The organism is Alteromonas naphthalenivorans (assembly GCF_000213655.1).
Lineage (GTDB): Bacteria > Pseudomonadota > Gammaproteobacteria > Enterobacterales > Alteromonadaceae > Alteromonas > Alteromonas naphthalenivorans.
The window spans coordinates 1,911,704-1,926,440 of the sequence record NC_015554.1 but is presented as its reverse complement, the minus strand read 5'-3'; the positions used below and the strand labels follow the sequence as shown (position 1 = coordinate 1,926,440).

Here is a 14,737-nt window from a genome sequence, read left to right as displayed (position 1 = left end):
AAGCGGGCGCGTGCTATATTTTGCACGCACCGCCTGCACAATCATCGTCTTCTTCTATAACCACTTCTTCTTGACGAGGTAACGGCTCATTGGCCTTAACATCTAATGCTGAAGCGTCTGTCGCACCATCGCGTGTGTTGTGGTAGTACAGGGTTTTTACGCCCAGTTTGTACGTTGTTAATAGGTCTTTCAGTAACAGCTTCATCGGAACCTTGTTACCGTCATAACGGCTAGGATCGTAGTTGGTGTTAGCAGAGATAGTTTGGTCGATAAACTTCTGCATAATACCTACTAGCTGCAAGTAACCATCGTTAGAAGGAATATCCCACAACAATTCGTACTGATCTCTTAAGCGTTCGTACTCTGGTACGACTTGCTTAAGTACGCCGTCTTTACTTGATTTAATACTAATAAAGCCACGTGGCGGCTCAACACCGTTTGTTGCGTTTGAAATTTGAGAAGATGTCTCAGAAGGCATTAACGCAGACAAGGTAGAGTTACGTAAACCGTGAGTCTTGATTTCTTCACGAAGGGCATCCCAATCGTAATGAAGCGGCTCGTTACATACGCCATCAAGATCTTTCTTGTAGCTATCGATAGGCATAATGCCTTGCGAATAAGTAGTCTCGTTAAACTTAGGACACGCGCCTTTTTCTTTCGCTAGGTTGTTCGATGCTTTCAGTAGGTAATACTGCATAGCTTCAAACGTGCGGTGAACTAGGCCGTTAGCGCTATGGTCTGAATACTTCACACCGTTTTTAGCTAAGTAGTAAGCGAAGTTAATAACACCTACACCTAAGGTTCTGCGACCCATAGTGGCATTATATGCCGCTGGTACGGGGTAGTCTTGGTAATCGAGTAGGTTATCAAGTGCACGTACTGCTAGGTCTGATAATTCTTCAAATTCGTCTAGTGACTTAATTGCCCCTAAGTTGAAGGCAGATAGCGTACAAAGGGCAATTTCACCTTCTTCGTCGTTAACGTGCTGCAAAGGCTTAGTAGGCAATGCAATTTCAAGACAAAGGTTACTTTGACGTACAGGTGCCACTTCAGGGTTGAACGGGCTGTGCGTGTTACAGTGGTCAACGTTTTGAAGGTAAATACGACCTGTGCTTGCACGCTCTTGCATGAACAAGCTGAACAGCTCCATGGCTTTAATGCGCTTTTTACGAATGTTGTCATCGTTTTCGTATTGCACATACAAACGCTCAAATTTTTCTTGATCGGCAAAGAACGCATCGTAAAGGCCAGGTACGTCAGATGGGCTAAATAATGAAATATAGTCATCTTTCATCATGCGTTGATACATGAGTTTGTTGAACTGTACGCCGTAGTCTAAGTGACGAACGCGGTTTTCTTCTACACCACGGTTGTTCTTAAGCACTAATAACGATTCAACTTCCATATGCCATAGTGGGTAGAACAAAGTAGCTGCGCCACCACGAACACCGCCTTGCGAACAGCTTTTAACGGCTGTTTGGAAGTACTTATAGAAAGGAATACAACCTGTGTGGAAAGCTTCTCCACCACGAATAGGGCTACCTAGTGCGCGAATACGGCCAGCATTCACACCGATACCTGCTCGCTGGCTTACGTATTTAACGATAGCGCTAGCGGTGGCGTTAATTGAATCAAGGCTATCGCCAGTTTCAATGAGTACACACGAGCTAAATTGACGAGTAGGGGTACGTACGCCAGACATAATTGGCGTAGGTAGTGATAACTTAAACGTAGAAGCGGCATCGTAGAAACGACGGATGTAGCTCATACGGGTATCTTTCGGGTAGTTAGCGAACAGACACGCTGCTACCAAGATATAAAGGAACTGGGCACTTTCGTAAATTTCACCGGTTACACGGTTTTGAACCAGGTACTTACCTTCAAGCTGCTTAACGGCGGCGTAGCTGAAGTTCATGTCGCGCCAATGATCGATATAAGTATCCATCTCGGCAAATTCTTCAGCAGTATAATCTTCAATTAAATGCTTATCGTATTTGCCCATCTCAACCATGTTGGTGACATGCTCAAACAGTGCAGGGGGCTCGAACTGACCGTAGGCTTTCTTGCGAAGGTGGAAAATAGCAAGGCGAGCTGCCAAGTATTGGTAATCAGGCGCGTCGGTAGAAATTAAGTCTGCAGCTGATTTGATAAGGGTTTCATGGATTTCGCTGGTATTGATACCGTCGAAAAACTGAATTTGAGCTTTAATTTCAACTTGTGAAACTGAGACGTTTTCAAGTCCTTTTGCAGCCCATGTCACCACCTTATGAATTTTTTCTAAGTCGATGGATTCTTGCTCACCATTTCGCTTGGTGACGGATAAACTATTATTCATGTTACTCTGGCCGTTGTCTGTTAGCGCGCGAGGCGTGGGTATATCACCCTGTTATAATGTGTATTCTTTTTAAGTTAGTTGTTTCGCTGCGAAGTAATACATCTGCGTAAGACCATTTGCGCGAAATACACAACTAACCACGACCAACCCTAAACTTATTAGCGCATAAGTTTGAGAGATGCCGCTGAATGCTTTTCTTTAATAGTATGTTTTGTCTGATCATCCGAAAAAACGCAGTGAAAGGATCGTTGTCGATCTCAATATTTTCCAAAAATTCACTTTGGGATCCCGCGTTGGATTAAACACAAGATAGTGAGGTTTGCCTCACAATGCAACCCAATATCTGGTGCTTAAACGAGCACTTAAACTGGCACGGATTTTAGGTTAGTAGTGACTAACTTTTTAGCTTTGTACAAGCCTTAAATATACTGATTGCAAGTACTATTCGAAAAAATGATCGAGGCTTAAAATAATTTAACTTAATATCGTACTTAACACTTAAACACGATATGTGGTGTTGAAATTATCATCAAGCCCCAATATGTAGTGCTAATTAATCTTGCGACACCGTATATAGTAGGTAGTTAACGTCTACATTGCGGTCAGACAGATAAAAGCCCTGGGAAACCGGGTCCATATGTAAGCCGGTCATATCTCGTGGTAGTAAACCGGCATCATCGGTCATCTGCATAAGTTCAGAAGGTTTAATGAATCGAGAATGATCGTGAGTGCCTTTTGGCACCAGCTTTAATAAATACTCAGCGCCAACGATCCCCATCAAATAAGACTTTATATTGCGGTTTAATGTAGAGAAGAAAACATGGCCACCAGGCTTAACTAATTTAGCGCAAGACCGCACTACCGAAGCAGGGTCGGGTACATGTTCAAGCATTTCCATACAGGTCACTACATCGAACTCGCCCGCATGACTGTCTGCGAAGGATTCAGCGGTAACACAGTGGTAGTCAACATTAATGCCCGACTCTAAACCATGAAGCTTGGCAATTTCTAATGACGCACTTGCCATATCGAGCCCAACAACTTCAGCACCGGCTTTCGCCATAGACTCTGCCAATATGCCGCCACCGCAACCAATATCCACCACTTTCTTGTTAAACAAGCCATTACTGTGTTGGTTAATAAAATCTAAACGAAGTGGGTTAATTAAATGTAGGGGTTTGAACTCACCTTCAGGATCCCACCACCGTGAGGCTAACTCAGAAAACTTATCAATTTCCTGCTCATCAACGTTTGTCATTTATATTTTTTCCTTTCTGCGCCTGCTAATTATTTTGCATTGATTTATCGCATCGATTTTTACATACCGATTTTGCAAAAGAACGCGCATGACTAATGCCGCTCGACAGATAGAAGCTATCTGCAATTAATTAAACACTGCCTATATAAGAGCAATAACATAACGCAAAACCAGCGTTAAGGCATCGTTTTTGGCACTTGAATGTAGTTTCGAGTGTCTGCTTGAACGAAAAATAATCGCTTGTTCACGAGTACGTAAGGAAGGGCAATTAAGCGCTACATAAATGTGTCATCAAGTGTTACACTCGAAGCAAGATTATGACCCCATAATAACAATGCAAATCTATCATTTGCTTCTCTATATTGTGTAGATTGAGCTAAATAGATAATGCAGAACAAACCGAAATAAAGGGATTAAGCAGTTTATGTCTGATAACGCTAACGAAATCCTCCCCGTTAATATTGAGGAAGAGTTAAAGAACTCCTATCTCGATTACGCGATGAGCGTTATTGTCGGGCGAGCATTGCCTGACGTGAGAGATGGTTTGAAGCCTGTACACCGCCGTGTGCTGTTCGCAATGAACGAACTGAAAAACGACTTCAACAAACCATACAAGAAATCTGCCCGTGTGGTAGGTGATGTAATTGGTAAGTATCACCCACATGGTGATTCTGCGGTATACGATACTATTGTACGTATGGCCCAGCCATTCTCACTTCGCTATATGTTGGTAGACGGCCAAGGTAACTTTGGTTCGGTAGATGGCGATTCAGCCGCTGCGATGCGTTACACCGAAATACGTATGGCAAAAATTGCCCACGAACTTCTTGCCGACCTCGATAAAGAAACCGTCGACTTCGTACCTAACTACGATGGCACTGAACACATTCCAGAAGTGTTACCTACCAAGGTTCCTAACTTACTGGTAAACGGTTCTTCTGGTATCGCGGTAGGTATGGCAACTAACATTCCGCCACATAACTTAACTGAAGTTATCAACGGTTGTATTGCCCTTATTAAAGACCCATCAATTACGATTGATGACTTAATGCTTCATATCCCTGGTCCTGATTTCCCAACTGCCGCTATGATCAGTGGTCGTAAAGGTATTGATGACGCTTACCGTACCGGTCGCGGCAAAATATACATGCGCGCCAAAGCGGAAATTGAAACGGAAGATAACGGTAAAGAAACCATTATCATTAATGAAATTCCGTACCAGGTTAACAAAGCTCGCCTTATTGAAAAAATTGCTGAGCTAGTTAAAGAAAAACGTATCGAAGGTATTTCTGCACTACGTGACGAGTCTGATAAAGACGGTATGCGTATTGTTGTTGAAGTAAAACGTAACGAATCAGCAGAAGTACTGCTTAACCATTTATATGCCAATACGCAGTTACAAACGGTATTCGGTATTAACATGGTTGCGTTAGATAACGGCCAGCCTAAAGTCTTTAACTTAAAAGAGACCTTAGAAGCCTTTATTCTGCATCGCCGTGAAGTCGTTACCCGCAGAACGGTATTTGAACTACGTAAAGCTCGCGACCGTGCACACATCCTTGAAGGTTTAGCTATTGCGCTAGCCAATATCGACCCAATCATTGAGCTAATTAAAGCCTCACCTGGTCCTGCTGATGCGAAAAAAGCGTTAGTCGCACAAGGGTGGGATTTAGGCGATGTTTCGCAAATGCTTGAACGTGCTGGTGATGATGCTGCACGCCCAGATTGGTTAATGCCTGAGTTTGGTATTCGTGACGGACAATACTTCCTTACCGAACAACAAGCACAAGCTATTCTAGACCTTCGCTTGCACAGACTGACTGGTCTTGAGCACGAAAAAATTCTTGAAGAATATAAACAGCTTCTAGAAGTAATCGCTGAACTACTTCACATCCTTAATAGCCCAGAGCGATTAATGGAAGTGATTGAAGAAGAGCTTGAAAAAATTCGTGAAGAATTTGGTGACGCGCGCCGTACTGAAATTACTGCTGCTAGTCACGATATTGATATTGAAGACCTAATCGAACAAGAAGATGTTGTTGTTACCTTGTCTCGTGAAGGCTATGTGAAGTATCAAAAACTTAATGATTATGAATCTCAGCGTCGTGGTGGCCGTGGTAAATCCGCTACCAAGATGAAGAATGAAGATTTCATTGAGAAGCTACTCGTTGCGAATACTCATGACCACATACTTTGCTTCTCAACCCGTGGCCGTTTGTACTGGTTGAAAGTGTATCAATTGCCGTTAGCGAGCCGTAACGCGCGTGGTCGTCCAATTGTAAACATTCTTCCTTTAGAAGATAACGAGCGTATTACTGCAATTCTACCTATCAAAGAATTTGAAGAAGGTAAGTTTGTATTAATGGCGACGGCTAACGGTACGGTGAAGAAAACCGATTTAAGCCTTTATTCACGCCCACGTTCAAGCGGTATCATTGCTGTTAACTTGAACGAAGGTGATGAACTAATTGGTGTTGACATTACCCATGGTGATGACGACATTATGTTGTTCTCAGACGCGGGTAAAGTGGTTCGCTTTAACGAAAAACTGCGTGACAGCGAAACAGGTAACGTTAAATTAGATCCTGAAACTGGCGAAGAACTATTAGCACTACGTCCAATGGGTCGTACCGCTACCGGTGTTCGTGGTATCAGATTACAAGACGACCAACGCGTTGTGTCCCTAATTGTACCTCGTGGTGATGGTCCTATCCTTACTGCCACAGAGAACGGTTTTGGTAAACGTACACCGCTTGAAGATTACCCAGCGAAGAGCCGTGCTACACAAGGTGTAGTATCGATTAAGGTTTCTGAGCGTAATGGTAAAGTGGTTGGCGCGGTTCAAGTTGATGAAGCCAATGAAATCATGCTTATTTCTGACCAAGGTACTTTAGTACGTACCCGCGTTGGTGAAGTATCAGTGGTAGGTCGAAATACCCAAGGTGTTCGCTTAATCCGTACTGTTGAGAATGAACACGTTGTTGGCTTACAACGTATAGAAGAAGTAGTAGAAGAATTGCTAGAGTTAGATGAAGATGGCAATCCAATCGCTATAGAAGAACCTATTGAGCAAGAAGAAAACGCTGCACAAGACGGCGACAGCTCAACGACAGAAGAGTAGGGTATTGCCCGCTTAATTTAAAAGCGGGCAGTTATCGGTGTTCTTTATTACAAGCGGCTTAGGCCGCTTGTTATTTTATAGGTGTTGAAAAACGCAATGAAAGAGGTTTTCAATTTTAGCGCTGGCCCGGCAAAGTTGCCTGAAGCCGTAATGCAAAAAGCACAAGCTGAATTTACTAACTGGCGCGACTCAGGTTGCTCGGTAATGGAAGTCAGTCACCGCGGAAAAGATTTCATCGAGATAGCAGCCAAAGCTGAACAAGATTTGCGCGAATTACTCTCGGTTCCTAAAAATTATCATGTTCTTTTCACCCATGGCGGTGGACGTGGTCAATTTGCAGCGGTTCCCCTTAATTTATCGTCTGCTTCAGACACCAGTCTTCACTTAGTCAGTGGGTCTTGGTCTGATGGTGCGGTGAGTGAAGCTGCGAAATACAATAATGCTGTAGTGGTAGGCGAGCTTTCTAAAAAAGAGGGTTTGCATTACATGCCGCAACCCTCACTGGCCAATGTAGATCAATCTGCAGCGTATTATCATTTCTGCCCGAATGAAACCGTTGACGGTATCGCCTACGATTGGTTACCAGAGTCTGGCGATGTACCGCTGGTTTCTGATATGTCTTCTACTATTTTGTCTCAGCCTGTTGATGTTGCTAAACACGGTCTTATTTACGCCGGTGCGCAGAAAAATATAGGCCCAAGTGGTTTGTCGGTAGTGATTGTTCGTGAAGACTTAGTGGGCAAAGCTCGTAAAGAAACACCGTCTATTTTCGACTACGCATTAGCCGCTAAAGCTGATTCTATGTATAACACGCCGCCCACGTTCTCGTGGTATTTGGCGGGGTTAGTGTTTGAGTGGCTCAAAGAGATGGGCGGCGTTGATGCTATGGCAAAACGCAACAGCGAAAAAGCATCATTGTTGTATTCTGCTATCGACAGCTCTGATTTTTATGCTAGCCAAGTACACCCAGACAATCGTTCTAAAATGAATGTGCCGTTTCAGTTGGCTAACCCAGAATTAGATGCGCTATTTTTACGCCAAGCACAAGATGCTGGTTTAATGGCATTAAAAGGTCACCGCTCTGTAGGCGGAATGCGTGCTAGCATTTATAACGCTATGCCCGTTGAAGGGGTGATGGCGTTAGTAGAATTTATGCGTGAATTTGAACGAGTAAACGGGTAGTCATGGAACAGTTAACATTAGAACCTATTAGCAAAGTATCAGGGGAAGTAAACGTTCCTGGGTCTAAAAGCCTGTCGAACCGAGCATTACTGCTTGCTGCATTAGCTGAAGGCGAAACCGAACTAACAAACTTGCTTGATAGTGAAGATATTGAGCATATGCTAAATGCGCTAACCAAACTTGGCGTTACTTATTCACTTAGTGAAGATAAAACTCGCTGTAAAGTAGTGGGTAACGGCGGGGCGTTTTCAGTTGCCGAGCCATTAGAACTTTTCTTAGGTAATGCAGGTACGGCAATGCGCCCACTATGCGCTGCACTCGCTGCAAGTAAGGTAGAAGTCGTACTTACCGGTGAGCCGCGCATGGAAGAGCGCCCTATAGGCGATTTGGTTGATGCATTACGCATGGGTAACGCGGAAATTGAATACCTTAAAAACGACGGTTTTCCTCCGCTACAAATTAAGGGTAAGACGTTATCCGGCGGTGAAATGGAAGTAGACGGTAGTGTGTCGAGTCAATTTTTGACTGCACTATTAATGTCTGCACCCTTGTTTACTGGTGACGTGACCATTCGTATTAAAGGCGAATTAGTGTCAAAACCGTATATCGATATTACCCTAGATACCATGGCGAAGTTTGGTGTTGAAGTAAACAACGATAACTATCAAACATTCACCATTAGTGCAGGGCAATCATATCGTTCGCCAGGTAAATTTATGGTGGAAGGTGATGCTTCATCGGCTTCTTACTTCCTTGCAGCCGGCGCCATTAAAGGCGGCACGGTACGCGTAACCGGAATTGGTAAAAATAGCATCCAAGGTGATATTCGCTTTGCCGATGTGCTTGAAGCCATGGGCGCTAAAATCACTTGGCATGATGAATATGTGGAAGTAACAGGGGCTCCACTTAAGGGTATAGACATGGATATGAACCATATTCCTGATGCGGCCATGACCATTGCCACTACTGCACTTTTTGCACAAGGGCCAACCAGTATTACTAACATCTACAACTGGCGAGTAAAAGAGACTGACCGTTTAAACGCCATGGCCACTGAGCTTAGAAAGTTGGGTGCAGAAGTAGAAGAAGGGCATGACTATATAAAAGTATGGCCAACGGATATGTTAAAGCATGCTGCCATTGATACCTATAACGATCATCGCATTGCCATGTGCTTTTCGCTAGTAGCACTCAGTGATACGCCGGTAACCATTAACGACCCAGGTTGTACCCGCAAAACCTTCCCTGATTACTTCACACGGTTTGCCACACTCTATTCTTAGTCTGAAAAAAGACCTTATTTCGTTCATAGCGTATTATTTTTAAAACGAAATTTAGCCTTATGTACAATGCCATCAACGCTCGATGGCATTGCTTATCTCTACTTAACGCGTATAATTGCGCGCGATTTTTACGTATTTTATAAATTCTGGAGCAGGTATGCATTCTACACCCGTAGTCACGGTTGACGGTCCCAGCGGTGCAGGTAAGGGAACGTTAAGTAGCTTACTCGCAAAGAAGCTTGGATGGCACTTTTTAGATAGCGGCGCGATTTATCGTGTTCTGGCTGTCGCAGCTCTACACCACGACTTACCGTGCGACGATGAAGAATGTGTTGTTCCGTTAGCAACGGGTCTTGATGTAAGTTTTGAAACTGACAAAGACACCACACGTGTCATTTTGGAAGGTGAAGACGTAACTGACGACATTCGTACTGAAGAAGTGGGTAGTGTTGCATCGAAGGTTGCCGCGTTACCTCGCGTTCGTGAAGCTTTGCTTCGACGTCAACGTGCTTTTCAACAAGATCCTGGCCTTGTCGCCGACGGTCGAGACATGGGTACAGTGGTTTTCCCCGACGCAAAAGTGAAGATATTTCTTACCGCTAGCGCCGAAGCCCGTGCTGAACGTCGCTATAGCCAGTTGAAAGCTAAAGGTATGGATGTTAATATTGCGCGCCTTTTAACCGATATCAAGGCCAGAGATGAGCGAGATACACAACGTTCAGTGGCGCCATTGGTACCGGCTCAAGATGCGGTAATTATAGACTCAACGGACTTGGATATAGACCAAGTCTTTGAAAAAGCGATGGATATCATCAATTCGCGCCTTTAAGTAAGGTGAGTTTTTAAGGTATTCAAAGCAGTGCTACCACAGGGAGTGGCGGCTTTTACTAATAACCCCACGTTATCCGGATTTGAAGCGTGGATATCAACTTAAAGTTAATTTAAACCTTATGACTGAAAATTTTGCACAACTTTTTGAAGAAAGCTTACAAGAACTAGAAACACGTCCAGGTTCAATTGTAAAAGGTACTGTAGTTTCTATCGACAAAGACATCGTTCTTGTTGATGCAGGCTTGAAATCAGAAAGTGCTATACCAGCTGACCAATTTAAAAACGCTGAAGGCGAGCTTGAAATCGCTATCGGTGACGAAGTAGATGTAGCTCTAGACGCAGTAGAAGATGGTTTCGGTGAAACAATCCTTTCTCGCGAAAAAGCGAAGCGTCACGAAGCGTGGGTTGAGCTGGAAAAAGCTTACGATGATAAAGTTACCATTAAAGGTATTATCAACGGTAAAGTTAAAGGCGGTTTCACTGTTGAAGTTAACACAGTGCGCGCTTTCCTTCCTGGTTCATTGGTTGATGTACGTCCAGTACGTGACACAACTCACCTTGAAGGCAAAGAGCTAGAATTTAAAGTTATCAAACTTGACGCTAAGCGTAACAACGTTGTTGTTTCACGTCGTGCCGTTATTGAAGCAGAAAGCAGCGCAGAGCGCGAATCTCTTCTTGCTAACCTTGAAGAAGGCCACGAAATCAAAGGTATCGTTAAGAACCTTACTGATTACGGAGCATTCGTTGACCTTGGTGGCGTAGACGGTCTACTACACATTACCGATATGGCTTGGAAGCGCGTTAAGCACCCAAGTGAAATCGTAAATGTTGGTGACGAAATCAACGTTAAAGTACTTAAGTTCGATAAAGAGAAGCAACGTGTTTCTCTTGGCATGAAGCAAATGGGCAACGATCCATGGCAAGAAATTGCTTCACGTTACCCAGAAGGTACTAAGATCTCTGGTCAGGTTACGAATCTTACCGATTACGGCTGCTTCGTTGAAATCGAAGACGGCGTTGAAGGTCTTGTACACGTTTCTGAAATGGATTGGACTAACAAGAACATCCACCCATCTAAGGTTGTTAACCTAGGTGACACAGTTGACGTTATGGTTCTTGAAATCGACGAAGAACGTCGTCGTATTTCTCTAGGCCTTAAACAGTGCATCGACAACCCTTGGGAAACTTTCGCTAAGTCACACGAAAAAGGTGACAAAGTGTCTGGTAAGATCAAGTCTATTACTGACTTCGGTATCTTCATCGGCCTTGACGGCGGCATCGACGGTCTAGTTCACCTTTCTGACATTAGCTGGAACAAGTCTGGTGAAGACGCTGTTCGTGACTATAAGAAAGGCGACGAAATCTCAGCTGTTGTTCTTCAAGTTGACCCTGAGCGTGAGCGTATCTCTCTTGGCGTTAAGCAAATCGAAGAAGACCCTTTCAACAAGTATCTGACAGATAACAAGAAAGGTGCTATCGTTGTAGGTACGGTTACTGAAGTTGACGCTAAAGGCGTTACAGTTAACCTTTCTGAAGAAGTTGATGGCTACATTCGCGTTGCAGATTTATCTGTTGACCGTATTGAAGACGCAACTGAAGCTGCTAACGTTGGCGACAGCATCGAAGCGAAATTTATGGGCGTTGACCGTAAAAACCGCACCGTTAACCTATCTGTGAAAGCAAAAGATCAGGCTGACGAAAAAGAAGCTATCGACAAGGTTAATCAGCAAGAAGATGCTGGTTTTGCTAGCGCAATGGCAGAAGCATTTAAAGCTGCTAAAGGCGAATAATAAGCTATATGTGGGAGTGTCTTGCACTCCCTTGTTCGCAGTAGCTGTTTAACGATAATATTGAAACGAGGTTAGTATGACCAAGTCTGAATTAATTGAACGGCTCGCGGATCAAGCGCGTCAAATTCCTGCAAAAGATCTTGAACTGGCAATTAAAGAACTTCTCGAACAGATGGCCCAGACCCTTCAAAAAGGCGACAGGATTGAAATTCGAGGCTTCGGCAGTTTTTCATTACATTACCGCGCTCCGCGCGTGGGACGTAACCCGAAAACTGGCGAAACAGTAGAGTTAGATGGCAAATATGTCCCTCACTTTAAGCCAGGAAAAGAGCTTCGAGAAAGAGTAGACGCCTCCATAGCTTAAATAAAAAAAACCGCACATGTTGCGGTTTTTTTATATCTATTAAAAAAAATTTGGTATATTCGTTACTTAAGTTTAAATTTATATCTGGATGCAGGTTTTATTTTCAAATCTGAATAGATTGTAGTTAATTAAATACGGTGCATGGTGTACCAATGTCGGCCGGCGAAGAACAACAAATCATAAAGCAGTATCAGCCGCTTATTCGTGCCTTAATTCCTTATGAGCAAGATAATCGCTTATTGGAAGGTATTAATAAATTTTCAAAGCGGCTCCCAGGCAATATCCGCAAAATCATTAAAGAGGAAGTCGTTAGGCTTACGTCTTTAACTGATGCATCTGCGGACAATTCTGCGTTCGCGAAATTCCCTGTCATGAAGTTTAAACATTTTGGCATCCCCATGCGTTTAGACAAAGTGGGCGCTAAAATCCTTCAAAATGAAACTGCCTTATATCAAGAACGATATACCGTAGGGGTGTTTGAATCGGTGATGAACTCCGATTTTTATCAAACACAAATTAAGCGCGATCAATTTAAAAAAATTGTTGAAGCATTTAATGTAGAAAGCCAGTCATTTACTGATATAGATTTTGGTGACGACATTGCTGTAAGACCCAACTTCACCGTGTCTTCCGTAGATTTTGAAAAGGGGAGGCATTGCACCGTAAGCTCCCTTTCTTTTACCGGTATTGCTGTTGAAACAAAACGACCGCCTAACGTTTCCACCGGGGATATTATTACCTTCGTTATACCCGAAGTAATGGGCTTAACCACCGAACCGACTGAAATTACCTACGAACTCGATGCCATTAAGTACAATAAGCACTTAGGTAAGTACGAGTCATTTTTTACGGTTTCATCAGAAACCGATCTTAGCCTGCTTAATAATTTGAAGCGCTACATTAAAGGCACGTCGTATAAACAGCCTTTGCAGCGAGACTTAGAAATTGAAAGGGCCATGCAAGACCTCGAACGCGACCGTATTTTAGAAAACAGCCCCTGGTTGCCAGTTTTTCTTTCTGCCCATCAAAAATCGCTTAAGCCAATTATTGCGCTATTTACTAAAGCGAATGTGGACAACAATAATTCAGAGAAGCTACTAGCGAGTCTGCAAGACAAAACGCATTTTGAAAATTTGGTCCAAGAATTACATAAGTACAATGAAGCTTTTATCTTCCATGGTGTGATTAAAACCAAAAGCGGTCAAATTACTATCACTGCAACCCATCGCCAACTTGTAGAACTTGGGCAACTCAATGCCATCGTTTATCTACTGGTTAAAAGTGGGGAGTTTACTTGCACGCAGTGCCGCTTAGAAGAGGTAAGCCGAGAAGATAAAGTAAAAGCATTCGCTATTCATGACATCCCTAGCAAAGAATTTGAACATCTTGCTGCGTTAAGCCATGTAATGTACTGCCGAGATATCTCTATGTACCTTACTAATTTAACCCTCAGCGAAAAGTGTGATTTTAAACCCTTATCGAAAACGCTGCGGGCTACGGGCGACAACTGGTCCATCGATTTCGTGATGGAAGATGATCTTGATAGGCGTTCTGAGACCCGCTATATCATCGATAAAGTCGCCATGATAAAAGTAGGGCTGCTATCTTCAATTAATGTACGTGTTGCCGATTTATCTGCCAGTGGTATGAAGTTAATGGTTGCCCCAGGCACTGAGCTGCAAAGCGATGTACGGGTATCGGTACCAGATCTTAAAATTAAAAATGAGAGGTATAAGGTTGTTCACTATGACGCTGCGTCAGGCGTTGTGCGCTTATGCTTAGAAGATGTGAAAAAATCTAAAGCTGGGGCAAATGTTGACGCCATGGTTGAAGAAAATACCGCGTATTTCAAAATAAGAGACATTGCGCGTATTCAACGCTCAACCCATCGATTCATTTGGGAACTAGCCGTACGCCATATGCCTTCGCTTTCTGTGCTTTGCGTCATGAACAGGCATATTCTGGATAGACTTAAAACCGTATATCAAAGCGATTCATCTGACGACTTGTACCCATTTTCTCGTACGGCAAATATTATTCCATTACATGGCTTTTTTGCTGATAAAGCGGTAGCTAAGCCTAAATCGATGATGCTTGAAGCCATGTTTAAAGGCGATGTTGAAAACAATCTAGTGGTGCATTGTGTACGTAAAAGCGACAATCGCTTGGTATACATAAAAGAAAGCGATTTTCTTTATTCTAAATTACGCACGCAAATTCAAAATCAGCTAGAAGAAGAAAAAGTGCAGGTGAGTGCCACTAATGTAACGGCTATACGCTGTTATGGCGCCACTACACCGCTGACAAAGAAGCGCTTAGCACAGCTGTCTAAACTTGATAAGGCAATGTACGATAAATTAGAAACCATGCAAGCTGGCTATACACACTGTATTTTTGTGACTAATATGTCTGCATTGCATCACGACTTGGTTATGGCCAAATTAATTGCAAAGCAAGAGCGCCCTTTATCAGAAGATGAAGCCACCGCCTAACGCTAAGTAAGCACAACTAAAACCTTGGGTTTTGGTGTTATCTCTTGCTGCATTTTGCTATTCTTTATTAATTACGTACAA

General features: G+C 43.3%; 9 protein-coding genes. 7 read left to right on the top strand and 2 right to left on the bottom strand.

Annotated elements, in window-relative coordinates; genetic code table 11:
* Window positions 1-13 precede the first annotated feature (13 nt).
* Window positions 14-2,335: a class 1a ribonucleoside-diphosphate reductase subunit alpha gene (nrdA, locus tag AMBT_RS08330; RefSeq protein ID WP_013784174.1), complete on the bottom strand. Its 2,322-nt coding sequence runs from the start codon at window positions 2,333-2,335 to the stop codon at window positions 14-16.
* A gap of 553 nt (window positions 2,336-2,888) precedes the next feature.
* Window positions 2,889-3,593, bottom strand: a complete 705-nt coding sequence (gene ubiG, locus AMBT_RS08325; protein ID WP_013784173.1) for a bifunctional 2-polyprenyl-6-hydroxyphenol methylase/3-demethylubiquinol 3-O-methyltransferase UbiG — start codon at window positions 3,591-3,593, stop codon at window positions 2,889-2,891.
* Between the two features lie 424 nt (window positions 3,594-4,017).
* Here ubiG and gyrA point away from each other — a divergent pair, with 424 nt between their 5' ends.
* From gyrA to AMBT_RS08290, 7 genes are all read left to right on the top strand, one after another.
* Window positions 4,018-6,714 (top strand): DNA topoisomerase (ATP-hydrolyzing) subunit A, encoded by a 2,697-nt coding sequence (gene gyrA / locus AMBT_RS08320; RefSeq protein ID WP_013784172.1) that lies wholly within the window; start codon window positions 4,018-4,020, stop codon window positions 6,712-6,714.
* Window positions 6,715-6,810: 96 nt separating this feature from the next.
* Window positions 6,811-7,896: a 3-phosphoserine/phosphohydroxythreonine transaminase gene (gene serC / locus AMBT_RS08315; protein ID WP_013784171.1), complete on the top strand. Its 1,086-nt coding sequence runs from the start codon at window positions 6,811-6,813 to the stop codon at window positions 7,894-7,896.
* A gap of 2 nt (window positions 7,897-7,898) precedes the next feature.
* The gene (gene aroA, locus AMBT_RS08310; RefSeq protein WP_013784170.1) at window positions 7,899-9,179 is read left to right on the top strand and encodes a 3-phosphoshikimate 1-carboxyvinyltransferase; all 1,281 of its coding nucleotides are present in this window, start codon (window positions 7,899-7,901) and stop codon (window positions 9,177-9,179) included.
* Window positions 9,180-9,336: 157 nt separating this feature from the next.
* On the top strand, window positions 9,337-10,008 hold the full coding sequence (gene cmk / locus AMBT_RS08305) for a (d)CMP kinase (RefSeq protein WP_013784169.1): 672 nt from the start codon (window positions 9,337-9,339) through the stop codon (window positions 10,006-10,008).
* A gap of 121 nt (window positions 10,009-10,129) precedes the next feature.
* A complete protein-coding gene (gene rpsA, locus AMBT_RS08300) occupies window positions 10,130-11,800 on the top strand; it encodes a 30S ribosomal protein S1 (protein ID WP_013784168.1) in 1,671 nt (556 codons plus the stop codon).
* A gap of 76 nt (window positions 11,801-11,876) precedes the next feature.
* Entirely contained in the window at window positions 11,877-12,164 is a 288-nt protein-coding gene (gene ihfB, locus AMBT_RS08295; protein WP_013784167.1) for an integration host factor subunit beta, read from the top strand.
* A 152-nt stretch (window positions 12,165-12,316) separates the two neighbouring features.
* Window positions 12,317-14,656: a PilZ domain-containing protein gene (locus AMBT_RS08290; RefSeq protein WP_013784166.1), complete on the top strand. Its 2,340-nt coding sequence runs from the start codon at window positions 12,317-12,319 to the stop codon at window positions 14,654-14,656.
* The last annotated feature ends 81 nt before the right edge of the window (window positions 14,657-14,737 follow it).